Source organism: Haloarcula sp. R1-2 (assembly GCF_011627385.1).
Classification (GTDB): Archaea; Halobacteriota; Halobacteria; order Halobacteriales; family Haloarculaceae; genus Haloarcula; species Haloarcula marismortui.
Genome location: NZ_JAANTG010000001.1, coordinates 405,419 through 430,505, shown reverse-complemented (window position 1 = coordinate 430,505; position 25,087 = coordinate 405,419). Strand labels below are relative to the sequence as shown.

The 25,087-nt window shown below is 62.0% G+C and carries 24 protein-coding genes; 15 read left to right on the top strand and 9 right to left on the bottom strand.

The window, feature by feature from the left end:
• Positions 1–35: 35 nt before the first annotated feature.
• The gene (locus G9C82_RS02105) at positions 36–2,702 is read right to left on the bottom strand and encodes an alkaline phosphatase PhoX (protein ID WP_127013246.1); all 2,667 of its coding nucleotides are present in this window, start codon (positions 2,700–2,702) and stop codon (positions 36–38) included.
• Between the two features lie 291 nt (positions 2,703–2,993).
• Complete coding sequence (locus tag G9C82_RS02100) at positions 2,994–3,281, bottom strand: hypothetical protein (RefSeq protein ID WP_004961657.1); 288 nt, start codon at positions 3,279–3,281, stop codon at positions 2,994–2,996.
• A gap of 86 nt (positions 3,282–3,367) precedes the next feature.
• Between G9C82_RS02100 and G9C82_RS02095 the strand changes: the two genes are divergently transcribed.
• Together G9C82_RS02095 and G9C82_RS02090 are read left to right on the top strand one after the other, a co-directional pair.
• On the top strand, positions 3,368–3,658 hold the full coding sequence (locus G9C82_RS02095; RefSeq protein WP_004961654.1) for a PadR family transcriptional regulator: 291 nt from the start codon (positions 3,368–3,370) through the stop codon (positions 3,656–3,658).
• A gap of 89 nt (positions 3,659–3,747) precedes the next feature.
• Positions 3,748–4,002: a hypothetical protein gene (locus G9C82_RS02090; RefSeq protein ID WP_004961651.1), complete on the top strand. Its 255-nt coding sequence runs from the start codon at positions 3,748–3,750 to the stop codon at positions 4,000–4,002.
• Here G9C82_RS02090 and G9C82_RS02085 read toward each other — a convergent pair.
• Both G9C82_RS02085 and G9C82_RS02080 read right to left on the bottom strand, forming a co-directional pair.
• Complete coding sequence (locus G9C82_RS02085) at positions 3,999–5,147, bottom strand: acyl-CoA dehydrogenase (protein WP_127013245.1); 1,149 nt, start codon at positions 5,145–5,147, stop codon at positions 3,999–4,001. The genes G9C82_RS02090 and G9C82_RS02085 overlap by 4 nt on opposite strands.
• A 105-nt stretch (positions 5,148–5,252) precedes the next feature.
• Positions 5,253–6,110, bottom strand: a complete 858-nt coding sequence (locus G9C82_RS02080) for a 3-hydroxyacyl-CoA dehydrogenase family protein (protein WP_127013244.1) — start codon at positions 6,108–6,110, stop codon at positions 5,253–5,255.
• Positions 6,111–6,378: 268 nt separating this feature from the next.
• Here G9C82_RS02080 and G9C82_RS02075 point away from each other — a divergent pair, with 268 nt between their 5' ends.
• Positions 6,379–7,254, top strand: a complete 876-nt coding sequence (locus G9C82_RS02075; protein ID WP_004961643.1) for a class 1 fructose-bisphosphatase — start codon at positions 6,379–6,381, stop codon at positions 7,252–7,254.
• A gap of 18 nt (positions 7,255–7,272) precedes the next feature.
• Here the strand turns inward: G9C82_RS02075 and G9C82_RS02070 are convergent, their stop codons facing one another.
• Positions 7,273–9,327 carry a PKD domain-containing protein gene (locus G9C82_RS02070; RefSeq protein WP_127013243.1) on the bottom strand — a complete coding sequence of 685 codons (2,055 nt, stop codon included), beginning with the start codon at positions 9,325–9,327 and terminating at the stop codon, positions 7,273–7,275.
• Between the two features lie 235 nt (positions 9,328–9,562).
• Between G9C82_RS02070 and G9C82_RS02065 the strand changes: the two genes are divergently transcribed.
• The 4 genes from G9C82_RS02065 (at position 9,563) to G9C82_RS02050 (ending at position 13,000) form a co-directional block, all read left to right on the top strand.
• Entirely contained in the window at positions 9,563–9,946 is a 384-nt protein-coding gene (locus G9C82_RS02065; RefSeq protein ID WP_007187809.1) for a DUF5658 family protein, read from the top strand.
• Between the two features lie 195 nt (positions 9,947–10,141).
• Positions 10,142–11,398: a Glu/Leu/Phe/Val dehydrogenase gene (locus G9C82_RS02060; protein ID WP_007187810.1), complete on the top strand. Its 1,257-nt coding sequence runs from the start codon at positions 10,142–10,144 to the stop codon at positions 11,396–11,398.
• Positions 11,399–11,461: 63 nt separating this feature from the next.
• Positions 11,462–11,947, top strand: coding sequence for an SRPBCC family protein (locus G9C82_RS02055; protein WP_127013242.1), 486 nt, complete (start codon positions 11,462–11,464; stop codon positions 11,945–11,947).
• Between the two features lie 144 nt (positions 11,948–12,091).
• Complete coding sequence (locus tag G9C82_RS02050) at positions 12,092–13,000, top strand: DMT family transporter (protein ID WP_007187811.1); 909 nt, start codon at positions 12,092–12,094, stop codon at positions 12,998–13,000.
• A 16-nt stretch (positions 13,001–13,016) separates the two neighbouring features.
• Here G9C82_RS02050 and G9C82_RS02045 read toward each other — a convergent pair whose 3' ends face one another.
• Complete coding sequence (locus tag G9C82_RS02045) at positions 13,017–13,811, bottom strand: RIO1 family regulatory kinase/ATPase (protein WP_127013241.1); 795 nt, start codon at positions 13,809–13,811, stop codon at positions 13,017–13,019.
• Between the two features lie 83 nt (positions 13,812–13,894).
• On the opposite strand from G9C82_RS02045, the gene G9C82_RS02040 reads away from it, so the two are divergent.
• The gene (locus G9C82_RS02040) at positions 13,895–15,034 is read left to right on the top strand and encodes an acyl-CoA dehydrogenase family protein (protein ID WP_007187813.1); all 1,140 of its coding nucleotides are present in this window, start codon (positions 13,895–13,897) and stop codon (positions 15,032–15,034) included.
• Between the two features lie 15 nt (positions 15,035–15,049).
• Here G9C82_RS02040 and G9C82_RS02035 read toward each other — a convergent pair whose 3' ends face one another.
• A complete protein-coding gene (locus G9C82_RS02035) occupies positions 15,050–15,466 on the bottom strand; it encodes a universal stress protein (RefSeq protein WP_004961619.1) in 417 nt (138 codons plus the stop codon).
• A gap of 55 nt (positions 15,467–15,521) precedes the next feature.
• Positions 15,522–16,985, bottom strand: coding sequence for an RtcB family protein (locus G9C82_RS02030; protein ID WP_127013240.1), 1,464 nt, complete (start codon positions 16,983–16,985; stop codon positions 15,522–15,524).
• A gap of 222 nt (positions 16,986–17,207) precedes the next feature.
• Here G9C82_RS02030 and G9C82_RS02025 point away from each other — a divergent pair, with 222 nt between their 5' ends.
• From G9C82_RS02025 to G9C82_RS02005, 5 genes are all read left to right on the top strand, one after another.
• Positions 17,208–17,732 carry a DoxX family membrane protein gene (locus tag G9C82_RS02025; RefSeq protein ID WP_007187815.1) on the top strand — a complete coding sequence of 175 codons (525 nt, stop codon included), beginning with the start codon at positions 17,208–17,210 and terminating at the stop codon, positions 17,730–17,732.
• Positions 17,733–17,746: 14 nt separating this feature from the next.
• Entirely contained in the window at positions 17,747–18,043 is a 297-nt protein-coding gene (locus tag G9C82_RS02020) for a hypothetical protein (RefSeq protein ID WP_004961612.1), read from the top strand.
• A 191-nt stretch (positions 18,044–18,234) separates the two neighbouring features.
• Positions 18,235–18,927 (top strand): metal-dependent hydrolase, encoded by a 693-nt coding sequence (locus G9C82_RS02015; protein WP_127013239.1) that lies wholly within the window; start codon positions 18,235–18,237, stop codon positions 18,925–18,927.
• Between the two features lie 72 nt (positions 18,928–18,999).
• On the top strand, positions 19,000–19,686 hold the full coding sequence (locus G9C82_RS02010; RefSeq protein WP_127013238.1) for a protein sorting system archaetidylserine synthase: 687 nt from the start codon (positions 19,000–19,002) through the stop codon (positions 19,684–19,686).
• A 125-nt stretch (positions 19,687–19,811) separates the two neighbouring features.
• Positions 19,812–21,542, top strand: coding sequence for a histidine kinase N-terminal 7TM domain-containing protein (locus tag G9C82_RS02005; RefSeq protein WP_127013237.1), 1,731 nt, complete (start codon positions 19,812–19,814; stop codon positions 21,540–21,542).
• Between the two features lie 71 nt (positions 21,543–21,613).
• Here G9C82_RS02005 and G9C82_RS02000 read toward each other — a convergent pair whose 3' ends face one another.
• On the bottom strand, positions 21,614–22,390 hold the full coding sequence (locus G9C82_RS02000; protein WP_127013236.1) for an alpha/beta fold hydrolase: 777 nt from the start codon (positions 22,388–22,390) through the stop codon (positions 21,614–21,616).
• Positions 22,391–22,537: 147 nt separating this feature from the next.
• On the opposite strand from G9C82_RS02000, the gene G9C82_RS01995 reads away from it, so the two are divergent.
• Both G9C82_RS01995 and G9C82_RS01990 read left to right on the top strand, forming a co-directional pair.
• Positions 22,538–22,777 (top strand): hypothetical protein, encoded by a 240-nt coding sequence (locus G9C82_RS01995; RefSeq protein WP_127013235.1) that lies wholly within the window; start codon positions 22,538–22,540, stop codon positions 22,775–22,777.
• Between the two features lie 3 nt (positions 22,778–22,780).
• The gene (locus G9C82_RS01990) at positions 22,781–25,054 is read left to right on the top strand and encodes a CDC48 family AAA ATPase (RefSeq protein WP_127013234.1); all 2,274 of its coding nucleotides are present in this window, start codon (positions 22,781–22,783) and stop codon (positions 25,052–25,054) included.
• Positions 25,055–25,087: the final 33 nt, after the last annotated feature.

The following is a 25,087-nucleotide window of genomic DNA, read 5'->3' as shown; positions in this document are numbered from 1 at the left end:
TGTATGGAAAGATGAGAGGGGGTCGGTTGCGGCCGTCAGTTGACCTCTTCGTAGAGCGCCGTCACATCCGCGAAGTCGAGTTTGCCGTTCTCATTGAAGTCGTACGCGCCGGTGTTCAGCTGCACGCTGTCGGAGTCCATATTCGAGAACAGCACCTGCACGTCCTCGTAGTCGAGACGGCCGTTGCCGTTGAGGTCCTCGAAGTGACCGTCGCCGTCGGGGTCGGTCGGCGCGGCGTCGCCGACAACCGTCTGCGGGCCACCCACAACGATGCCGTTTCGAGCTTCTGCCTCGATGGCGTTCCCGTTTTCGTCATCCATCTGCTCGATGGAGACAGTCAGGTCGGTCGTGCCGCCGCCGTTGGCGCGGACATCGAGCGTTGCGAGCGACACATCCCTCGCGCCGGACTGGACGTTCGTGTTGACATCGGCCACGCGAATCGTCGCCGACGAGCCGTCATCGCTGACAGAACTCTCAGTGAGTCCAAGCGCGTCGGGGAATGAGACGCCGGTGATAGACGCGATTTCGGGGTTCGAGACGCTGACGGTGAGCCGAGCGCCGGAGAAGCCAGCAGGGAGCGACGAGGCAGTCAGCGAGACGGTACCCGTCGACCCACTCCCGACCGCGGCGGAGTTGGCGCTGACGGTGACGGTCGGCTGGTAGACATAGAGCCCGTCGTTCGGGTACGAGCGCGCGGGGCCGCCGAAGCCGTCCTCACAGCAGAGGACGCGACCATCACGCATCGTGTAGACGTTGTCGATGTTCCGGAGTGCGTCGTTTGCGTCTTCTGGCTCGTCGGTGAAGTCGGGGCCGGTGATGACCGGTTCAAGCGTCGAGACGTTGTAGTCGGATTCAAGCACACCGCGATAGACGACCCCGCCGTCGACGCGGTCCATCTGGATGTCGCCGGTGTCGTTTGCGAGGTCGTCGTTGAACTCCGAAATGCCGAAGTAGATGAAATCGCCGGGCTGTGAGTTATCGACGGTATCGACACCCTCGGCCTTGTTGAACTCGATGGTCGCACCGATCTCCTTGGCGGCTGCGCGGGTCTCAAGGAACGGGATGCGACGGAGTTCCTCGTCGACGCCGTCTGGGCCGTTCGCCTCGTACTGCTTGGCCCACTCGATGATGGCCTCGTTCGAGATGTAGTTCTGGTTCCCGTTCTCGATGACGTCGAGGTCGGCCTGTTTGAGCATCTCCTCGGTCACCTCGTCGCCTTCTTCCCAGTCGGCGTGTGCGCTGAGGTAGTCGGCCTGAGTCACACCGTCGTACTCGGCGACCCAGGACTCGACCTCGCCGTTGGTGGCGTGACCGAGTTCTATCCACTCGATTTCGAGCGGGGTCTGTGCGGGAGAGTTCCGTTCGCCGGCCTCCGAGGCGTTGGCCGCGTCGTTCGTTATCTTCGGTGCGTACAGCGTTCCGGCAACGTCCATCGGGTCGTCGTACTCCGGAATCGGCTCGTCGGCGACAAACTTGTAGATGCCCTTGCTGTCGCCGTCTGAGCAGCCGTAGACGGTCCGCTGATCGCCTTCGATGTCAGGTGCCTCCCACGAGGCCCGCCCCATCACGTAGTACTTGACCGCTTCAGGTTCGTCGGCGGTCGGTTCGCGGAAATCGACGAAGTACCCGTACCGGTACGGGTTCGGATACACATCGTCGATAAGCTTCGTGTCGAGGTTCTCGCCGTCCTTCTGGTCGTCGCGGTCCGCACCGAGGTAGTACGCGAGGAACTCGACGCCAGTCAGTGCCCAGGAGCCCTGCGCATAGAAGTTCTCGTTGAGGTCGCCGCTCTCGGCGTAGGACTCGATCGCGTCCGATATCTCGCTGGGGTTCGGCCGGTTCCAGAACTGACACCCACCGATGAGGCCCTCGCCCGACCCCGCCTCGACGATGTCACTCACCGTCGCTGTCAGGCTGACGCGAGGGTGTGCGTAGTTCTCTTCGGCAGAGATCATCGTCTCCCACGGACTGAGGTCGCCGTAGCAGTTGATCCGCGTCCCGCCGTGTTCACGGAGCGAGTCGGTGTTGGTCAGGTTCATTGCGTTCTCGGTGTCCGCACTCCACTCACCGTTCTCGTCCTGGCTGAGCGGGACCCGCGAGACGCACCCGGGACTGTTCTCCCAGTTCGTGAACAGGTAGCCCTCGGTTCCCTCGTCGTTGCTCGGGACGAACTGGTTGCAGTCGGGGTTCGTCGCCGCGCCGCCGTACTGCGTGCCGGCGAAGTTATCCTGCGTGATATTCGTCCCGTCAGGCGTCTGGACCACGCCGAGGCGCTCCTCGCCGTCGTTGATCGGTTCGCGCCCCTGGACGAGAACCTCGTAGTCACCGGCCGCGGATCGGACCTGACGCTGTTTCTCTTCGGTGTCCGGAATCCCCACCTCCGAGAAATCGTCGTTACTCCCGTCGAACTCGAACTGGAAGCCGCTGAAATAGCCCACCGCGGCCCGTCCGAACGGTTCGGGGTTCTCTCCTTCCGGGTGCTGGAGGCTGTACAGCAGTGACCCGTCCTCGAAGACGAACGGTCCCGTCACCTCCGCGCCGAATGCCGTCGTCGAGAAGCGTTTGAGACTTCCGGCGACGCTCGGTGCCCCGGGTGTGTCTGTTTCTTCGACCTCTTCCCCACTTGCCACGCCGATGACGCTGGCCCCAAGTGCAGCAGCCACCGACTGTGAAAGTACCTGCCGTCGAGTGAAATCGACCATGCGAGTGAGAGGTAGCAGTGATTATTAAAGCAAGTTTATAATATTTGTATGATGTATTAAGAGAGGTCTTTGTACATCGGATACACACGTACTGCTAATTTTCCAGATGTATAAGAAATAGTACTATTTTTGCGGAATACGTACTGAATAGCTCTGACAACATCCGCTCACGGACCTGTTGGAGCCCACCTACTTACCAGTAAGCGCTACGGGGAGCTGACACTGCCCGATACCACGATATGTCAGGTTGAAAATTAAACAGGTCGTCGCCGTGGAGCGCGGGACGAAGGGCTACATCCCCATGTCGGCGGCCGGGTCGGGGACCGGAAGCGCGTTCGGGGACACACCGAGCAGTTCCGCCGCGTGGTCAAGCGCCATGTCGAAGCCGTAGTACCGCTCCAGTTCGTCGCCGTCAGCGGTCGGTCGGACCTTCAGCATCGCGTACCCCTCGATGTTCTGTGCGACCGCAGCGCTCCCGCCGTTGCTCTCGAATATCAGTAGCCGTTCCTCGTCGGTCTCGCGGTAGGTGGCCGTGATACCGTCGGCCGACGCCTCGGCGGGGAGTTCGGAATCGGTCATCAGCGGTACTATGAACCGGGGGCATGCGAACCTGACGGTCCGTTCGAAATCATAAACGCGAAGCGGACGGCCCGCCACAAACGCCTATGTCGAAGTGGCTCCAGAGTGGTCGCCGACGCGATATGTGTGTCCTGCTGGCCGCCGCCGAAGACGGGGAACTCTCCGGCCAGCGGCTGAAGACACGGCTCGAACGCCGGTATGACACACGGATCGAACCGAAGAGCTTCTACGGTGCGCTCGACGCCCTAGAGTCGGCCGGGTTCGTCGAACACCGCGAGGACGGCATCGCCGACAAGTACTCGCTGACCGACGCCGGCAAGCGACGACTTCGAGCCCAGTTCGAGTGGATGCGTGAGGCGCTCAACGAAGACGGCTGACACCGCTGACCGTCGACACCTGCTGCATTTCGTTCGCCGGCACTGGTGGATGGGATATTCTTTTGTGAGCTGTCCCACAGCACACAGGTATGTCCCTGTCCCGCGCGCTCCTTCTGGCTGGTCTGGACGCCCTCCCGTTCGCAGCGCTCGCCAGCGTCGCAACGTATGCCTTCGCACGCACAGCTGTTCAGCCGTCGGAAATTGTCGGGATGCTCGCCGGGACCGTCGGCGTGGCGGTACTCCTCGCGCTCGGAACAATCAGTGCGAACTGCTACCGTGCGGACGGAAAGCCGTTTTACTTCACGCGTGCGGTGGTCGTCGAAGCGCTCCTCTCGTTTCCCTAATCGAGAAGTTCGCTGGCAATCGTGTTGCGGAGGACCTCGCTGGTCCCTTCGTAAATCTCGTTGAGTTTCGCGTCGCGGTAGAACCGCTCGGCCGGGAAGTCTTTCGTGTAGCCGTAGCCGCCGTGGACCTGAATGCCCTCGTTCGCCACTTCCCGGGACACCTCTGAGGCGTACAGTTTGGCCTGAGCAGCCTCCTTGACAAAGGATTCGCCGGCCATCTTCTTATCGGCTGCCTGGTGCATCAGCAGGCGAGCGGCCTGCGTCTTCGTGTCCATGTCGGCGAGTTTGTGCTGGATGGCCTGAAAGTCGCTGATTGGCTGGTCGAACTGCTCGCGGTCCTGGGCGTATTGTAGCGCCTCGTCCAGCGCCGCCTGGGCGATGCCGACACCGCGGGCCGCAATGGTGATGCGTCCACCATTGAGCGTCTTGAGCGCGTGGACGAATCCGCGGCCTTCCTCTCCGAGCATCCGGTCGGCGGGGATACGCATCTCGTCGAACCGGAGTTCAGCGGTCGGACAGCCCTTATCGCCGAGTTTGTGCTCGGTCCCTTCGACGATGAAGCCGTCGTCCTCCTCGGGACGGACGATGAACGAGGAGATGCCCTTGTTGCCGGCCTCGGGGTCGGTCTTGGCGAACAGGACAACAGTGTCGGCGACGGAGCCGTTGGAAATCCAGAGCTTGCCGCCGTTGACCAGATAGGCGTCACCGCCGTCAACCGGTTCGGCGGTGGTGTCCATCGCCGGTACGTCACTGCCTGCGCCCGCTTCGGAGAGGGCGAACGCGCCGATTTCCTCACCCGCTGCCAGCGGCGTGAGGTAGGTCTCCTTCTGGGCTTTGTTGCCGAACTCGTAGATCATGTTGCAGGCCAGCGAGATGTGTGCGGCGACGATTGTGCCGAGCCCGCCGCTTCCCCGCGAAATCTCTTCGAGGGCCATGGCGTAGCTGTGATAGTCTAGTTCGGCCCCGCCGTACTCCTCCGGAATCGGCATCCCCATCAGGCCGAGGTCAGCCATCTCGTCAACGAGGTCCCACGGGAACTCGTCGGTTTCGTCGATCTCCGCTGCCCGCGGCTTGACCTCGTCGTCGACGAACTCCGCGACCATGTCCTGTATCTGGCGTTGTTCCTGTGTGGGGCTAAAGTCCATGACAGATTCTAACGCGGGTTGGGTCTTTACTGTTGGCCAACGCGCGGCCCGTTGCCGGGTATCGTATTCGGCCTGCTACTGTCGGCGTTTGTCACCGCAGAGTGGTCAGTCGTAATCGTAGAAGCCCTGCCCGGATTTCTTCCCGAGGTCGCCGGCCGCGACTTTCCGTTTGAGCAGGTATGCGGGCTTGTAGCGGTCTCCCAGCTCTTCATACAGCGTTTCAGAGGCGTCGAGAACCACATCAAGACCGATGTGGTCGGCCAGTTCGAGCGGGCCCATCGGGACGTTCGTCCCGAGAGTCAGCCCACGGTCGATGTCGGCTTTGTCGGCGACACCCTCGTCGTACGCGCGAACGCCTTCGTTGATCCAGGGCATCAGCACACGGTTCACCACGAAGCCGGGCTTGTCGTCGGCCTCCCAGGTTTCCTTGCCGATGTCGTGGGCGAACTCCCGCCCCAGCGTCACCGTCTCGTCACTGGTTTTCTCGCCAACGACAAGCTCGACGCCTTTCATGACCGGTACGGGATTCATGAAGTGCAATCCGAGGACCTGTTCGGGTCGCTCGGTAACACTAGCGATAGTCGTAATCGAGAGCGTGCTCGTGTTGCTGGCTAGCACTGTGTCCGGCCCACAGACGGCATCGAGATCCTCGAATACAGACTGCTTGATATCCATGTCTTCCGTCACGGCCTCAACGACGAGGTCGGCATCCGCGAGGTCGTCCATCTCGGTAGTTCCAGTGATGCGGGCTGTTGCCGCTCCTGCCTCTTGTTCTGTCACTGTATCCCGCGCAACGAGTGTCTCAAAGCTCGACTGAATCTCCTCAAACCCGGCGGCAACCAGTTCATCTGTCATATCGCGCATGACGACGTTGTAGCCGGCCGTCGCCGCGACCTGCGCGATGCCGTTGCCCATCGTTCCAGCCCCGACGACGCCGACGGTGTCTACTTTTTCGAGATGCATACCGGCGTCTTCGTCGGGTGGTCGTGTAAGTCTGCCGACGGTATCGGACTGTCACAGGACTGGAATTCTACCGAGAGAATCTGTCACAGGCTTAGCGGCAAGCACTGCCCCGCGGCTGAATATTCACTCGAAATGTAGTAAATGTCAGCAAAAAGATACTTATGGTGTGCCGGAGAACCAACTGGTGATGAGAGACCCTGCGGGCAGCAGGCTCGGAGAAAATTCGACTGGTCACCGGATGGCCAGTCTCTGCCCCTACATCTGACAAATGAGTAAGTCACTCGACATTTCGACCACCGAAGCCGAGCAGACAGTCACGGAAGTCATCGACACCATCGTCGCGACGACACCGGACGTCCGCCGCGCTGTTGCCGACTACCGTGGCCAGAGCAACTCCGTCAACCCCACTGGCGACGACCAGCTCGCGGCTGACCTGCGCGCCGACGAACTGTTCGAACAGCGGGTGCTGGGCATCGACGGCGTTGCCTCCTACGCTAGCGAGGAACGCGCGGACGTGAAAACGACAGACGGTCGCCTGCATGTCGCGATGGACCCCCTCGACGGGTCGAGCAACCTCGAACCCAACAGCGGGATGGGGACGATTTTCGGCATCTACAGCGAACAGCCACCGACTGTCGGTACCAATCTCCTCGCCGCCGGGTTCGTCATCTACGGTCCGATCACCTCGATGGTCGTTGCTCGGGACGGCAGCGTCCGCGAGTATATCCTTGAAGACGGCGACAAGCGGGTCGTCGACGACGACGTGACGGTCCCTGAAGACCCCACCGTATTCGGGTTTGGCGGCGGCGTCGACTCTTGGACCGACGAGTTCGAATCCTACGCCGAGGCGGTCCGTCACGAACTGAAACTCCGCTACGGCGGGGCGATGGTCGCGGACATCAATCAGGTACTCACCTACGGCGGCATCTTCTCGTACCCCGCACTTGAATCACGCCCCGAGGGGAAACTCCGGGTCCAGTTCGAGGGCCACCCGATGGCCTACATCCTTGAGTCAGCCGGCGGTCGGTCCTCCGACGGCGACCAGTCGTTACTTGAGATCGAACCCGACGAGCTACACGAGCGGACGCCGCTGTATCTCGGGAACGACGACCTGATCGACCGTCTCGAAGCGAATATCGACTGACGACCCGGCTTCTGTCATTTAGTATCCGAGATAGATCGCCAGCGCTTTGAGAACGCCGTACAGCCCGACAGCGACGCCCAGTAGCCCACCGAGGACGGTTCCGACGATGCCGTCAGGCCACAGCGAGAGCGGGTTCGGAACGCCGATCGACGGGAGCGCTGGAATCGGGAGACCACCGCTGTCACCCGTCACGTTCCCGATGCGCTGCCCGTCGACCGTTAGCTCGCCAGTCCTGTTTTCCGGAACTGAGCGGGCAAACTCCGTCGTTCGCGTCTCCCCGGCAGGGACCGTAACTGTCCGCGTTGTGAGTGTCGAGGTGTTGAGCGCGACAATCACGTTGTGGTCCCCGCTCGCAGTGCCCCGGTTTTCTAGCTCGACGGTAATCACAGTCCGGTCGCCGGGGCCGAGCGCCGATGGAACAGCCGTGGCGTTCGTGACTACGATATCTGGTTCTCCGGCGGTCTCTGTTTGTGTCTCGGGTTCAGGCGTCGATGTCTCAGTCGTCTCGGATTCAGATGTCGATGTCCCGTTTGCCGCGGCTTCAGACGTTGCCGTCTCATTTGTCGTCGCTGTCTCCGAATCCGCGTCTGCTGCTGTCACCCGCTCGACTCCGACAACAAACGTTGAGAGACTCGGTGATGTAGCCCGGTACACGATATGCGAGTCGGTCCGGTCGGCGACTTCAGTCGGTAACGGCGTCCATCCGTTGCTGTTCCGGAACAGTGTCACAGCTCCGGGCTCCGCGTCGACCGCCGCAAGTGTGTCGCGGTTCACAGTAAACCTAACCAGCACATCCGCAGTTGGAACTGCGCCATTGTCGAGAGCAAACCGGCTGATACCAGTGTGGCCAGTCGCAGTCGCGAACGACGGCGGAGGCTGGCGAGAGCGGATGGTGAGCGTCGCAGATTCGTTGGACGGGAACGACGCCGTGAGTCGTTCCAGTGTTCCGTTCGGGCCGCTGGTGAGTGCACCCACTTGGGGCTGGATCACCTGTGACTGCCCAGTCCCATTCACCGAGACACTTGCGACAGTCGCATTCGGTTGCTGCACGGTCACGTTCCCAACGGTTCCATTCCCCGTCACAGACACGACTCTGGTCACTGTTTCCGTGTTCCCAAATGGATCGGTAGCCGTCACTGCAACCTCGTGACTGCCAGGCGAGGCGAATGCCACGGTGATGTTCTCGCCGCTCAGGATCGTGTCATCACCCACCTGCCACTGGATAGACTCAACACCCTGGCCGTCTGTCGTTTCCGCTGCAGAGAACGCCACCGGTTCGCCAACTGTCGCGTTTCTCGGACCAGTAACGGTGACGTTCGGTCCAGTCCCATCATAGAGGAACGTCTGCTGTCGGGAAAAGGAGTTGTTGTTCCCGTGCCTGTCGGTCACCGACATCAGCAACAGTGAGTACTCACCTTCTTCAGGGAACGTGTATTCCCGGGTGTAGACGGCTGAGTTGCCGGTACGTTCAGTGAATGCTGAGATATTGAGCGTGTCAAGCGATGCCCCGCCGATGGAGACGCGTAGTTGATCTAATCGTTCATGTGTCTCAACGGTGATTTCGGCGGTCGAACTGTTGACCCGCGTGACATTGAAATCCCTGTACTTCGGTACGACGGCATCCATTCCGGTTGCGGTGACTGCCTCATCCGGGAGTTCGTTGCCTGCCGTATCGGTGATGTTCGCAGTATTGCGGAGGCTGACTGAGACATTGTTTTTGTCTACCTTGCTTTCGAGGGCGAGCGACACACGCGCCCCACTTTTATTCCCCTTCGCTGCACTGATCGACGTGACAGAGACGTTCTCTACCCGACCCGCAGTCAGTGTAAAATCGTCTGCTTGAATCGTGTTCGTGGCTATCGACTCGTCGTCATACAGAGTGACCTCGATGGTCGTGTCGTCGCTCCGCGTCGCGTTGCCCCATTCTGGTGGTTCAGTGTCTTCGGCTACAACGGTGTCTGTCGCAATCGGCATGAGAAGCGGGACCGCGAGAAGCAAAACCAGAAGCGGGAGCCATCGGCGCGGACTCCCGGGTATCAAAGGCGTGACTCGGGAATGACCGATGGCACTCATAGTATCTAGCTATTCAGGCACCCAATATCAATGGTATGCCACCATTATGAGAGGTGATAATCACGCGTGGGGTAGCTACGATGATATGCACTGGGACATCGAACGTGTTGTCGACGGTCGACCCCTTGGGATCGTAGTCGTCGGGAGTATACAGCCCCTACTCCCTCCCTTTCAGTGGTAAACAGTGTGTATTTAATACGGTGGGTGAAAACGGGATAACAGACCACGTGGGGGCGTGGTTGCGGAGGGTGACGTGTTCACAACGGACCGAACGGTCCTGATAGGGACCATCGACGGGTGGTGTAGCGCTCTGCTCGACGAACTTGCGGCCGTCGAGCGAGAACTATGGCTTGTCGTCGCCGTGACGCTCATCGTCGACGTGTGGCTGACACACATTGGCCTCCAGCACGGTCTCCACGAAGGAAACCCCGTGATGCGGGCCGCGATAGAGACGTTTGGAATTGCCGTTCTTGGCCTGACGAAGATCGGCGTTCTCGGGCTGGCAGGGCTGACCCGCCAGTTGCTGAGCGACCAACGTGGTGTCGTCGTGCCGCTCGGGCTGGCGCTCCCGTGGGTGGCGGCCGTCGTGATCAACGCGGCCCTCTTGGTTAGCCTGTAGCCGCTCTGGGATTGCGCTGTCCTCCGACGTTACCTGTTCGTTCGCTGGACCAGTATCCTGCACGTATCGTGTAGCCGTGGGCGATTCAGTCACAGACATTCCGTCTGACCGACTGGTTCCGTCGTGGGTAACTGTTATCTGGAAAATCCCATGGACGGCGGTACCCTTTTCCCCACAGTCTGAGATATTAGCCGTATGTCGCCTGAGGTAAACCCATTTGAGAGTTTACAGGAGCAGATCGACGACGCGTCGGACTATCTCGAATATTCGACCGACGTGCTCGAACGGCTGAAACACCCCGAGCGAGTGCTGGAGACGAACCTCTCCGTAGAGATGGACGACGGCTCCGTCGAGGTGTTTCGTGCCTACCGGTCACAGTTCAACGGTGACAGGGGACCGTACAAGGGCGGGATCCGGTATCATCCACAGGTCACACGCGATGAGGTCAAGGCACTGTCTGGCTGGATGGTGTACAAGTGCGCTGCGGTCAACATCCCCTACGGCGGCGGGAAAGGCGGTATCGAGATCGACCCGCGCCAGTACTCGGCCAGCGAAATCGAGCGGATAACGCGGTCGTTCGCGAAAGAACTCCGGCTAATCATCGGCGAGGACCGGGACATCCCCGCGCCCGATGTCAACACCGGCCAGCGGGAAATGAACTGGATTAAGGACACCTACGAGACGCTGGAGAACACCACCGAACCCGGCGTCATCACCGGCAAGGCTCCGGAGTCGGGTGGCAGTGCGGGCCGCGTCGAAGCGACTGGCCGGTCCGTGATGCTCACGGCCCGCGAGGCGTTCGACTATCTTGGCAAGGACATCGAGGACGCGACGGTGGCTGTCCAGGGCTACGGGAACGCCGGCTCCGTGGCGGCGAAACTCATCGAGGATCTAGGCGCGAACATCGTCGCCGTATCGGACTCCTCAGGTGCCGTCTACAATCCCGACGGGCTCGGCGCACGCGACGCGAAGGCGTTCAAGAGCGAGACCGGGTCGCTAGCCGGCTACGAGGGCGCGACGGAGGAACTGACCAACGAAGAGCTGCTAACGATGGACGTGGACCTGCTTGTTCCGGCGGCACTCGAAAACGCTATCGACGGCGACCTCGCTCGGGATGTACAGGCCGACATCGTCGTGGAGGCGGCCAACGGCCCGCTGACACCGAACGCGGACGACGTATTCACGGAGCGCGACGTGGCCGTGTTCCCTGATATCCTCGCCAACGCCGGCGGCGTCACGGTGTCGTACTTCGAATGGGTCCAGAACCGCCAGCGGTTCTACTGGTCCGAAGAGCGGGTCAACGACGAACTGGAGACCATCATTACGAACGCGTTTGACGACCTCGTCGAGACTTACGAGGAGACCGGCGCGCCGAACTTCCGGACGGCGATGTACGTCGTCGCTATCCAGCGCGTCGTCGCTGCGGCCGAGGAAGGCGGCATCTGGCCCTGACCGCGTCCCGGAATCAGTCGCGGCTACCGCGGGTGTTTTGCCAGCGCTTCCCCTACTATGTGTATGGACATTTACGAGCGCCAGGTTCGCGTCGAAGCCCCGCTAGCAGAAGTCTGGAAATTCCACGCGACAGGCGACGGGCTGGTCGCACTGACCCCCGACTGGATGAACATCCGCATCGAGGCGGAGCGGGGACCGGATGGCGAGCCGAACCCCGACGAACTAACCGCCGGGTCGGTCGTCGAATCCTCGATCAAGCCCTTTGGCGTGCCGCCGCGCCAGCAGTGGGTCTCGAACATCGTTGCTCGGGAAGAAGGCGAGGACGAAGCGATGTTCCGCGACGTGATGGACGAAGGGCCCTTTCCCCACTGGGAGCATACGCACACCTTCCGAGCGTTGAGCGACAGGGAGACGCTCGTCCACGACCACGTCGAGTTTGAACTGCCAGGCGGACCGCTCGGCCGGGCCCTTGGCCCCTTCGGCTGTCTCGGGATGGAACCGATGTTCCGGTATCGCCATCAGCAGACGAAGAAACTACTCGAAGGGTAACTTGGCCTGCCCGCAGACGGCACGGTCCCGACTATGGTATCCGGTGTTTCTTTATTCCCGTGTCGGATACTGCCACAGGATGAGTGGACGTGTCGTTACGATAACTGGAGTGGTCGTGATGTCTCCGCGCCACAGCGGAGCGGAGTGGACGTGACCGAGCCGCGAATCGACCCGCGAATCGGGCTGGTCGTCGCAGTCCTTGCGGTCAGTACGAGCGCGATTCTCGTCCGCTGGACCGACGCTGCGGCGTCGGTAGCGGCATTCTACCGTGTCCTGTTGACGACCGCGCTGCTGGCCCCGCTGGCGCTGGGTCGGCATCGGTCGGCGTTCGGGCGACTCGCTCGACGGGACGTACTGGCGGCCGGGGCGACGGGCGTCGCGCTCGCAGTGCACTTCGCCGCGTGGTTCGAGAGCTTGGCGTGGACGAGCGTTGCGGCGTCGGTCACGCTGGTCCAGTGCCAGCCGCTGTTCGTCGCCATCGGCGCGTGGGCGCTACTGGACGAGCGTGTCACGCGTGGCACGACGGCGGGCATTCTGGTCGCTATCGGCGGTATCATCGTGATGTCTGTCGGCGAACTGCTCGGAAGCGGGACTGTCGGCCAGCGTCCACTGTACGGCAACGCCTTGGCCCTCGTCGGTGGTGTCATGGCCGCCGGCTACGTGCTCGCCGGACGCTCGCTCCGCCAGCGGTTCCCCCTTATCCCCTACGTGACCGTCGTCTACGGTGTCGCCGCGGTCTGCCTGCTCGTCTTCGTCGTCGCGTCGGGCCACCCTGTGACAGGCTACCCGCCCCGGGAGTGGGCACTGTTCTTCGCGATGGCCGTTGGCCCCGGCGTATTCGGCCACACCGTCCTCAACTGGGCGCTGGCACACGTCGAATCCAGTATGGTCAGTGTCTCACTGCTCGGTGAACCGGTCGGGAGCGCGCTGCTGGCGCTGCTGTTGCTCGCGGAAATACCTGGTCCGTCGACCGTCGCCGGCGGCGCCGTCGTGCTCGTCGGTATCGGCGTTGTTGCTAGAAGCCGGTCGGTCGGAGCAGCGCCAGCGGACTGAAACTGTTCCGGACGGCCTACGCGTGTTTTTCGACGGCTCCGCGGATTTCGGCGGCGGCGAAGTCGTGGTCCGGGCGAATGTTGACGAAATCGAGGAACTCCTCCGCAGCCAACAATTCAGACGTATCGTAATGCTGTGCGGCGGCGGAGACAGCAGCCGGTGCACCGATGAGCGGCTCCAGCGCGCCAAGCGCACAGGCCACGTCGTAGGCGCGAGCGTCCCTGATAGCCGCCTCGCGGACGCTCGTAGCGTCGATGAAGTACAGGTCACCGTGGGCCACGAGCACGTTCTCACAGCGGAAATCGCCGTGTGCGAGGCCGTCCTTGTGCATCCGGTTGAGGAAGTCAAACACTGTTGGACTGTGTCGCTCGACGGTCTGGGTCGGAAGGTCATCCAGCGGTTCGAAGTCGGGAATATACTCCAGCACCAGAACCCCCATTCCGTCGTACTCGAAGGCCTCAATTGGTTCGGGAGCGTTAACGCCGATCTCCCGCATCCGCCGGGTCGCCGCCAGTTCGTGTTCCGCCATCTCGTAGGGCGTCCCGAAGTGCTCAAAAAAGCCCTCGGTGCCCGACGAGAACGCGCCGATGTTGCGGCCGGCGGTCAGCAGCGTGTGGACCAGCGAGTTCTGCCCCGTGATGACTTTTACGAACCACTGGTCGTTGACGACCAGCGGGGTCGAGAGCCAGTTGTCCGCCTCCAGAAACGCCACGCGAGCCGCGGGCTCGTCGTACCGCCCTATCACCGCTCGCACCACACCTTCGAGTTGCTCCCAGGGGACTGTTCCACGGAGGAGTCGCCGGAACGCCATTCCCTCTAAGAAACGCCGTGGGCGGTCAAATGGCTTGTGTCTGCCCCCGTGTGGTATTTAATAACACAACACATAGGCTCGGTATGGAGTTCGACGTTCCCGGCGAACACCGGATGATACGGGACTCGGTCCGCACGTTCTGTGAAAACGAGATTCAGCCGATAGCGCAGGACATCGAGGACGAGCACCGGTTTCCGGCAGAGATATTCGAGGAACTCGGCGAGCTGGACGTGATGGGGGTGCCGATCAGCGAGGAATGGGGCGGGCTGGGCGGCGATACGCTGATGTATGCGCTCGTCGCCGAGGAACTCGGGCGCGTTTCCGGAAGCATCGGGCTCTCGTACGTGGCCCATACTTCTCTTGGGGCCAAGCCGATAGAGCTGTTCGGCACGGATGCCCAGAAAGAGCGCTGGCTCACACCACTCGCCTCTGGGGACCAGCTCGGCGGCTGGGCGCTGACAGAGCCGGGCAGCGGAAGCGACGCCAGCGACATGGAGACCATGGCCGAGCGTGACGGCGACGAGTACGTCATCAACGGGACCAAGCAGTTCATCACGAACGCTTCTGTCGCCGGGTCAGTGCTGGTCAAGGCCGTCACCGACCCCGAGGCCGGCTACGATGGCATCTCGACATTCATCGTCGCTCCCGAAGACGACGGCTGGGACGTGACGACCGAGTGGGACAAAATGGGGCTGAACGCCTCGCCGACTTGCGAACTCCAGTTCGACGACTGCCGGGTTCCCGCGGACCGACTGCTCGGCGAGGAAGGCGACGGCTGGGCACAGACCCTGAAGACGCTCAACGGCGGCCGCATCTCCATTGCTGCGCTCTCGACGGGGCTCGCACAGGGGGCGTTTGAGGCCGCGAAGTCTTACGCTACCGAACGCGAGCAGTTCGACCGACCCATCTCGAAGTTCGACGCTGTGCGGGACAAAATCGTCGAGATGGACCGCAAAATCGAGCGCGCTCGCCTGCTGACCCACAAGGCTGCGACGATGTACGACCAGGGCGAAGACGTGACGCGTCTGTCGTCGCTAGCGAAACTCGACGCCAGCGAAATCTGTCGAGAGGTCGCCGAAGACGCCGTTCAGGTGCTTGGCGGCTACGGATACACAACGGATTTCGCCCCGCAGCGGTTCTACCGGGACGCGAAGCTCATGGAAATCGGCGAGGGAACGAGCGAGATACAGCGGATGGTGCTCGGCCGGGAACTGGGGTTGTGATACGCCGCACGGCGTTCACGCGTCGACGGGACCTTCGGGGACGATAGTAACGGGCACATCGGCGGCGTCGATGACGGCGACTGCGGCGTCGCCTTCCCGGAGTCTGCCGGCCAGCCCCTTCGGCTCGTGGCCCATGACGATGTGATGCACATCCACGTCAGCCGCGAGTTCGAGCAGTTCGTTGCCGATCCGCGTGCCCGAGCGCATTGCAGACCGGCCGACGTGTTCGATAGCGACCGTCGCCACGACGGTGGCGTCGCGGAACCGGTCGCGCATCTCGTCCCGGAGTTGCATGGCTGTGCCATCAGCGGTGTTCTCGTCGACGAGGTGGACGACGTACAGTTCCTCGTCGAGTCCGTCGGCGAGTCGAACTGCCGTATCAATGACTGCCGGAGAGACCGAATCGTTGGCGATAGCCACAAGAATGGTCATACCGGAGACAGGGCCTTCGTGTCCTAATCACTTTCTGCCAGACCAACAGGTTCGCTCACTCAGTTGCCTTCAGATTATGGACGGCGTCGACGTACTCGACGACCTCGGCAGTGGGCTGGATAGCCGAGAGTATCGCGTCGGCGTCCTTGTACGCCATCGGCGCTTCGTCCCGGACGCCTTTGATGACGGACTCCGAGTAGATACCGTCCATCGCTTCGGCGAACTCGTCCATATCGACCTCGCTGTGGGCCCGCCGGCGGCTCATCACACGGCCCGCACCGTGTGGCGCTGTCTGGTGGTACTCGTCGTTGCCCTTCCCGCGTGCGATAATCGACCCGTCGGCCATGTTGAACGGGACCAGCAACCGCTGTCCGTCGCGAGCGGGCGTCGCTCCCTTGCGAATAGTGAGGTCACGGAAGTCGATGTAGTTGTGAATCGACTGGAAGCGGTCGACGGGGTCGACGCCAAGGGCGTCACAGACGGCATCGCTCATCAGTTCGCGGTTCCAGCGGGCGTACTGCTGGGCGAACAGCATATCGACGAGGTAGCCGTGGGCCTCGCGACCCTCCAGCCAGTCTAAGTCCGTGTTGCGGTCCTCGTCGTCGCTGCTGTGGATGGCATCCTGAACCTGTCCCAGCGCGTCGAAGGCGTCCTCGATTTCCTTGCCGTCCAGTTCGCGGCGGAGACGGTCCTTCCGGATGTAGGATTCGCCCATGCCGCCAGTGACCCAGGCGTAGAGGTCGCGGGATTCGACTGTATCGGGGTCGAATTTCAGGTACTCGACGTACTCTTCGGGAAGCTGGTCGCGGATCTCGCCGATTGTTCGGCGGTCCGTCGCCGTCGACTGCCAGTACTCGGCGACGGACTTACCCAGATACCGGGAACCGCTGTGGATGACCAGCCAGTAGTCACCCGACTCGCGGGCCTGGCCGAACTCGACGAAGTGGTTCCCGCCGCCCAGCGTCCCCGCGCTCTTGATGATGTACCCCATGCTCTGGCGCTGGTCAGCCAGAACGCGGTCACACAGCGACTCGAAGTACTCTCCGTCGTAGCCGTTGAAGTCGAACTCGACGGGGTCGATGTGTTCGCCGAACCGCTCGGCGTAGGCCGTGTCGAACTGCTCGAAGATGCGGTTGGCCCGCTCGAACGGGAACGCTTCGACGAAGTGGACCGCATCGTCGTAGTCGTGGACCGACCGCCCCATCGGGACCGCCTCGCGGACGCGTCGCTCGCGCTCAGCGTCTTCTAGCGGGAGTTCCGGGCCAAGGTTCGTTGCGGCCATTCCACACCCCACGTCGACGCCGACGATGTTCGGCACGACGCGCTCGCTCAACGGCATCGTAAAGCCGATAGGTGCGCCGGCCCCCCAGTGCGTGTCCGGCATGATTCGAACCGGCTCAGTGAACGCCGGATGGTCGATGAGCGTCTCGATCTGCTCCCGACACCCGCTCTCGACGAGCGATTCGTCGTCGACCATCACCCGTGCTGTGGTGTGTTCGCCCGTCAGTTCGAGTACCATTGGTGTCGTACCGTAGTTGCATGGAGGGTTTGAACCTCACGGTGGCCCGTGGGTGGCTCTCATCCCCGCGAAAGCTCCTAAAACCCACAGCCGAACAGGGCCCGATACACCCAGCCGCTGAAATCTGCCTTCTCAGCCGCTGAGATGGGTTTTCACTCTGTGGGAACACCCTCTCCCTTATATGCCACCGTGGTGCGGAACTCCATATGTGAGGTGACACAGATGTCCTATCAAGCGGCGAACCCCCTGGCAGACGACTTCGAGCTCGAGCTCGGCGGGGCCTGGACCGCATACTGGCTGGCGTTCCTGCGTGTCGTAACCGGCTGGTGGTTCTTCCACGCAGGCGTAACGAAACTCATCGAAGACGGGCTGGCCTACAGCTACGGGCCGATGTATCTCAAGCAGATGACTGGCACGGCACTCGGTCCGATCCCCGTGCTGATGGGCGAACACTTGGGCTGGCTCATTCAGGCGATGGTTCCGCTGGGCGAGACGCTCATCGGGCTGGGACTGATGGTCGGCGCGCTAGTCAGGCTCGCATCCGTGTTCGGGGTCTTCTTCATGTCCCTGTTCTGGATCGGCAACGCGGGCTTCGGCCACGGGCTGGTCAACAGCGACTTCATGGGCCTGCTGCTGTTCATGACGATGATCGTGCTGGCCACCGGTCGCTACTATGGCCTCGACGCGATCATCGAGAAGACCAAACTGGTCAAACGACACCCGAAACTCAGGTACCTGCTCGGCTAAGGAGGTGACCACCAATGCAACAACACACCACCGTCATCGACAAAGCGGCGATGGCACTCAGCGGCGGACTGATGCTGCTGGGAGTCGTTGTCCTCGGCATCGTGGAGATACTGGCGGGTAAGCCCTACAGCGCGGCACCGCTGACGAACGACGCGGGCGAGATCATCGCGACCCCGATGGTCGATCCGACGCTCCGGACCGGGCTGGTCTTGGCCGGCCTCCTAGTCTTGGCCCTGTACGGGGTCTACAGGCTCGTCGCCCCAATGAAGACTGAGACGGCCACGACACAGCAAGAAATCACGGCAGACTGAGCAGTCCTCGTTTTCGCTGTTTTGACCCGACGTGTCGCTCTTATCTACAGAAATGATAGTGGGTGCCGTTCCACCCCACCGATTCCCCACTGACAATGTATTTACTGTGACTATATTAATCAGGTGGGGTAGTTTCTAATTCTGATAGAGCCCACCACAACGCTCATTTCTGTGGTGGTAGTGATTATTATATGCCTTCGCTGGTGGTCCACTACGCTTTTGTTGGGTTACTCGCCGCAACGCTGCTGGGTGCTGCATTCGATAAGCGGTCGTTGCTCCTGTCGATACTCGTCGTCACGTTTCCCGATGTAGACGCGTTCCTCGGTCTCTACTGGCAGGTCGGTCACCGGGCCGCGACGACGAACCTCGTCATCCCGGCGGTGCTGGCGCTCCTCATCGGAGCCGACCTGTACCTGCGCGACAAATCGTATATTAAGCGCCGCTGGGGGGCGTACGGTGTTCGAGTCAGCTGGTTCTGTGTTGTGGTGTATGCGGTGGGTCACGTACTGCTGGACTTGATTACTGGCGGTGCGAACCTCTTCTGGCCGCTGTACGACCAGTTCTATCAGCTCAGCGGCCATCTGGAGCTGTCGAGCCAGCGCGGTATCGTCCAGACGTTCGTCGAGCTACCCGAGCCGCGCGCTCAGACAGCCGGTGGCACCGGTACGGGCGGGAGCGGTGGCTCGACCACGCAGTCGATGGGCAACTCCAGCGAGGTGCAGATGAGTACCGGTATCGACCCCAATCCGGGCCAGCCGGAACCCGAGACTGTCGACCGTGTGTTCCCAATCGCCCGGAGCGGCTGGGAACTGGTCGTCCTCGTCGTCGGGACGCTCGCCACCGCCATCCGTCTGCGCATCGGCCACGACCTCCCGGAGGAGTGATGGGCTGCCGGTCGGCACTGTGGAGCGTTCGCTTTCGAGTCCTTCATATACGCCGTGGCCAACCGGGGAACCATGGGCTTCGAGGTACGCCGACGACTCAGTGTCGCCGACACGGTGACGTTGTTCAACGCCGTCGTCGGGTTCGTCGCCGGAGCCATCGCCTTCACTGACCCCCATCTGGCCGCTCGGCTCATTCTGCTGGCGGTTATCGCTGACGCTATCGACGGGATCGTCGCCCGGAACGGCGACAGTTCGGCGGTCGGCCCGCTGCTCGACTCCGTGACCGACGTGGTTTCGTTCGGTGCGACACCGAGCCTCTTTCTCTACGTGCTGTTGACGGACGCCTACGGCGGTATCGAGTCCGCGCACCCGGCCGTGTTCGTCGGCCTCGCGTTGCTCGCTTCCGCGTACGTCGTGTGCTCCATCGTCCGGACCGCCTTCTACTCGACGTACTTCGATTCTCCCGACGAGCGGCCGGGCATGCCGAACACCCTCGGGAGTATCATCATCGCGACAGCGTATCTGGGCGGCATCACGAACCCGCTCGTCCTGAGTGTCGGCGCGCTCGGTCTCTCGCTGGCGATGATCGCGCCCTTCGACTATCCGAAACCCGGTCCCAAACACGCGGTGCCGATGGGCGTCGTGCAGGCGGTGGCCGTCGTCGCGCCGGCTGCGCTGTTCCGGGCCGGCCCGCGGGCGATGCTCGCCATCGCGCTGCTGTTTTTCGCGCTCGGCCCGTGGTTTTACCCCGGAGAGTAAGACGCCAGCAGCTTCAGCCGTTCAGTTCCACTCAGGCTCGTACAACTCTCGATCTTGATCGGTATATCTGGTGCTTTAAAGTCTGTTAATTCCATACATATGTGGTACGGAGTTCAACAGCAGGAATGGAATTCCAGTTCTCTTGGTACCTATATACCCCTCTTCTCTCCGCCGCAGTTTCGCTTCTTATCGCTGGTGTTGGCGTGTACTATCGCGACTGCACGGGGTCTCGATCTCTCGCTTTTTTGATGGTTGCCATCGCCTGGTGGTCGGTGATGTCTGTGATTGAACTCGGGGCGACCGACCTTGCAACGAAGCGCCTCGCACTCAAGCTCATGTATCCCGCAATTGGGGCCGTTCCCGTCGCGTGGCTCCTGTTCGCCATCCAGTACACGGGTCAGACTCGCCTCCCGACCCGCAAAGAGCTGGCGGGCATACTCTTCGGGCCTGTCCTGATGATCTTGCTCGTGTGGACAAACCAATACCACGGGTGGTTCTGGTCCTCAATGGAGCTGGCTTTCCAGGGCTCGCTCCTCGTTTCAGTGACGGAGCGGGGCCCCGCGTTCTGGGCATGGACCGCATACGCGTACGTCGTGATGGCTGTGGGGACCGGCCTCATGCTGAAGCTGGCACTGTTCTCAGGACGCGTCTACCGTACCCAGGCGATCGGACTCAGCCTGGCAGCACTCCTCCCGTGGGGAGGAAACATTCTCTACCTTACCGGCGTCTCGAGCGTATTTGACCTGACCAAGATCGGATTCGTGTTCAGTGGCGTCCTTCTGGGGGGCGCTGTTTTTCGTCGGCAACTGCTTCAAGTCATTCCTGCAGCCCGAGAGATCGCCCGGGACGAGATCGTCGCGTCGATGAAAGAGGCTGTCATCGTCGTCGACGAACGCGACGTTGTCATCGATCTCAATCCACAGGCGAAAGCCATTATCGGGACACCGGGGGCAGCGTGGATCGGCCGGCCACTTGAGGATGTGCTCCCCGGTTTGATTGAGCTCCGTGACTCGCCAACCGACGACATCCCAGACCGTGCCGAAATTACCGTGCCTGTGAATGGCGAAGAGCGAGCATACGAAGTACGACAGACACCGCTGCATCGTGGCTACGGCACAGTCACGGGACAACTGATCACACTCACTGATGTAACCGAGCGCAAACAACGTGAACAACGCATCGAGCGACAGCGACAGCGTCTAGAGGTCGTCAACCGCGTCCTCCGCCACGACATCCGTAACGATATGCAGGTCATTCTGGGGACCACTGAGAACCTCCTCAAATCACAGCAAGCCCAGCCACAACTGAAGCGAATCAAACGGAAAGGAGAGGATATTGTCACATTAAGCGAGCGGGCTCGCGACCTTGAGCGGTTCGTCGGGGACGGCGCAGTCGAAACTACGACCGTCGATCTCAGCGCTGTCGTTGCAGACGTAATAGCTGACCTCGAACGGACGTATCCAGACGTGGAGTTTCGCGTCGAACGGCCGGACCGGGCGGAGGTATCCGCCGTAGATTTGATCGACTCCGCGCTGAGGAACGTTCTGGAAAATGCGGCCGAACACAACGACCAGTCGGTCCCAGAGGTATCGGTGACGGTTATGGGACCCACAGATGACGGGGACGTTACGGTTGCGGTCGCTGATAACGGTCCCGGACTCCCTGACCGAGAGCAGGAGGTGATCGAAACGGGGACAGAAACGGCTCTCAAGCACAGCAACGGGCTGGGTCTCTGGATCGCCTACTGGACTATCACTACCTCCGGCGGAACCATCACGTTTGCCGAGAATACGCCACGAGGTTCGGTCATCACTATTCGCCTGCCATCTGCTTCAGCAGAACAGCCGAAGCCGTGACCGCCACTGTCGCCCCCTCCAGTCAGTAGTTGTGTGTCTCAATAGCGCCACTTCAGTATATCTCAAACCGCTCAGACCGCGTCCTTGATGAACTCCTTCAGGAGGTCGTTGAACGTCTCGGCCTGTTCGACCATCGCCAGATGGGCAGCGTCGGGGACAAACGACACCTCTCCGTCGGGGATCTCGTGAGCCAGTGTCTCGTGATACGCGCGTGGAGTCAGTTTGTCGTGTTCGCCGCAGACAGCCAGCACGGGCACATCGATCTCGCCCAGTCGCTCGCGCACGTCGAAACCGTGACACGTCATGAAGTCGCGGCGGGTTACCGCCTGCCCGACCGTCTCCATCTGCTCGCGGGAGCGAGACGCGGCCTCGTGGTCCGTGTCGTGGAACAGGCGGTCCCGTTCGTGCAGGAACTCGACGGCGCGGTCCCAGTCGTCTGCGAGCCATTCCTGCAGCCCTTCGAACACCGGGAGTTCAGGGCCGGTCCCCAGCAACACTATCGCCTCGGGCGTCCAGTCCCGCTCCAGTGCGACCCACTGGGCGACGGCCCCGCCAAGCGAGTTCCCGATCAGCACGTCCGCGTCTGTCTCCCGCCCCACAGCGACCACGTCGTCCGCGTAGGCGTCGAGCGTCGGGGTCCCAGCCTCGGTGTCGATATCGTCGGAGTCACCGTGCCCTGACAGGTCCAGTGCGACGGCGGGGTGAGCCGGTCCAGATGGCGCGTATTGGTGACCCCACACGCGGTGTGTCGCCCCGCTGCCGTGGACATACAGCGCCGTCGACCCCGATGCCGCAGGCTGTGTCTGTCTGTACGCCGTGCCTCGCCCGTTGTGACTGACCCGTACCATGCGACACCGTTCGGAAGCGGTGTGGATAAAAGGTTGGCGCGCTCAGATGAGGTGTGAACCGCATTCAAGCAACTCTCCTCATTTTTCTGCCGTACGGCGTATTTCGGCGATGAGTTTATATACTTATAGCACTTACTTTTGGTTAGCATGACTTCAGAACAGCAGTTGTTCGACGAGACGCCCCTCCGCCGATTCGAGTACGACGACAGCGTCGTGTTCGCGGCGGACGTGGGACCTGCCGCCGATGCGAGTGTCGATGTGGTCGATGAGACCGTCATCGTCGTCGCTGACGGCCACCAGTACGAACAGGAAATCCCCGCTGACGACGCACGAGCGTTTATCAACCACGGGGTTCTCACTATCGAACTGTCAGACGGGGAGAGATAACTGATGAGACTTACAGTTAAACCACTCAAACAGAAAGACGCCGGCCGTGGCCTCGCGGCTATCGACCGCGCCGCGATGGACGAACTCGAACTCGAGAACGGCGACTACATCGTTCTCGAAGGGAAACAGGACAGCCGCGCAGTCGCCCGGGTCTGGCCCGGTTACCCCGAGGACGAAGGGAACGGCATCGTCCGTATCGACGGGCAGCTCCGCCAGGAAGCTAACGTCGGCATCGACGACCCCGTCAACATCGAAAAGGCCGATGTCAACCCCGCGACATCGGTCACCGTCGCGCTGCCCCAGAACCTCCGGGTTCGGGGCAACGTCGGGCCGATGATTCGCAACAACCTCAGCGGGCAGGCCGTCACGCAGGGCCAGACGGTTCCCGTTAGCTTCGGTCTCGGACCGCTTTCCTCGATGTCCGGCCAGAAGATCCCGCTGAAGATCGCAGAGACCGAGCCCTCCGGCACGGTCGTCGTGACTGACTCCACAGACATTCAGGTCAGCGAGATGCCCGCCGAGCAGGTCCACAGCGGCGAGGGCGCACCTGAAGCGAGCGACACGCCCGATGTGACCTACGAGGACATCGGCGGCCTCGACCGCGAACTCGAACAGGTCCGCGAGATGATCGAGCTGCCGATGCGCCACCCCGAACTGTTCCAACAGCTCGGCATCGAGCCGCCGAAGGGCGTCCTCCTGCACGGCCCGCCCGGCACGGGGAAGACGCTGATGGCCAAGGCCGTCGCCAACGAAATCGACGCGTACTTCACCACTATCTCCGGGCCGGAGATCATGTCGAAGTACTACGGCGAAAGCGAGGAACAACTCCGGGAAGTCTTCGACGAGGCCTCCGAGAACGCCCCCGCTATCGTCTTCATCGACGAGATCGACTCTATCGCCCCGAAGCGCGGCGAGACGCAGGGCGACGTGGAGCGCCGCGTCGTCGCCCAGCTGCTCAGCCTGATGGACGGGCTCGAAGAGCGCGGGCAGGTCATCGTCATCGGCGCAACGAACCGCGTCGACGCCATCGACCCGGCGCTGCGCCGCGGTGGCCGCTTCGACCGCGAGATCGAGATCGGCGTCCCGGACAAGGAGGGCCGCAAGGAGATCCTACAGGTCCACACCCGCGGGATGCCCCTCGCCGAGGAGATCAACATCGAGAACTACGCCGAGAACACCCACGGCTTCGTCGGCGCTGACCTCGCGACCCTCACGAAAGAGAGCGCGATGAACGCCCTGCGGCGCATCCGTCCCGAACTCGACCTCGAATCCGACGAAATCGACGCCGAGGTGCTCGAACGCCTGGAAATCAGCGATAAAGACTTCCGCGAGGCGATGAAGGGCATCGAGCCCTCCGCGCTCCGGGAGGTCTTCGTCGAAGTCCCTGATGTCACCTGGGACTCCGTCGGTGGACTCGAGGACACCAAGGAGCGGCTCCGAGAGACCATCCAGTGGCCGCTGGAGTACGAAGACGTGTTCGAGTCGATGGACCTCGAAGCCGCAAAGGGTGTGCTGATGTACGGTCCGCCCGGCACCGGGAAGACGTTGCTGGCGAAGGCCGTCGCCAACGAAGCCCAGTCCAACTTCATCTCCGTGAAGGGGCCGGAACTCCTGAACAAGTTCGTCGGCGAGTCCGAGAAGGGCGTCCGCGAAGTGTTCAGCAAGGCCCGCGAGAACGCCCCGACTGTGGTGTTCTTCGACGAGATCGACTCCATCGCCGGCGAACGTGGCGGCGGCACGACCGACTCCGGCGTCGGCGAACGCGTCGTCTCCCAGCTCCTGACGGAACTGGACGGCATCGAGGACATGGAGAACGTCGTGGTCGTCGCGACCACGAACCGTCCGGACCTCATCGACGACGCGCTCCTGCGCCCCGGCCGACTCGACAGGCACGTTCACGTGCCCGTCCCGGACGAGGAGGCCCGGCGCGCCATCTTCCACGTCCACACCCGCGACAAGCCGCTGGCCGACGGCGTCGACCTCGACGACCTGGCCAGCCGAACGGACGGCTACGTCGGCGCGGACATCGAAGCGGTCGCCCGCGAGGCGTCCATGGCCGCGACCCGGGAGTTCATCAACAGTGTGGACCCCGAGGATATCGGCGACAGTGTCAGCAACGTCCGCGTGACGATGGACCACTTCGAGCACGCGCTCTCCGAAGTCGGCCCCAGCGTCACCGAGGAGACCCGCGAGCGCTACGACGAGATCGAACAGCGCTTCGACCGGGCTGAACCCGGCGTGACCGACGAAAGCACGGCCAGTCGCACCTTCCAGTAGCGACGGTCGGCACTGACGCCGATTTTTGCGTAA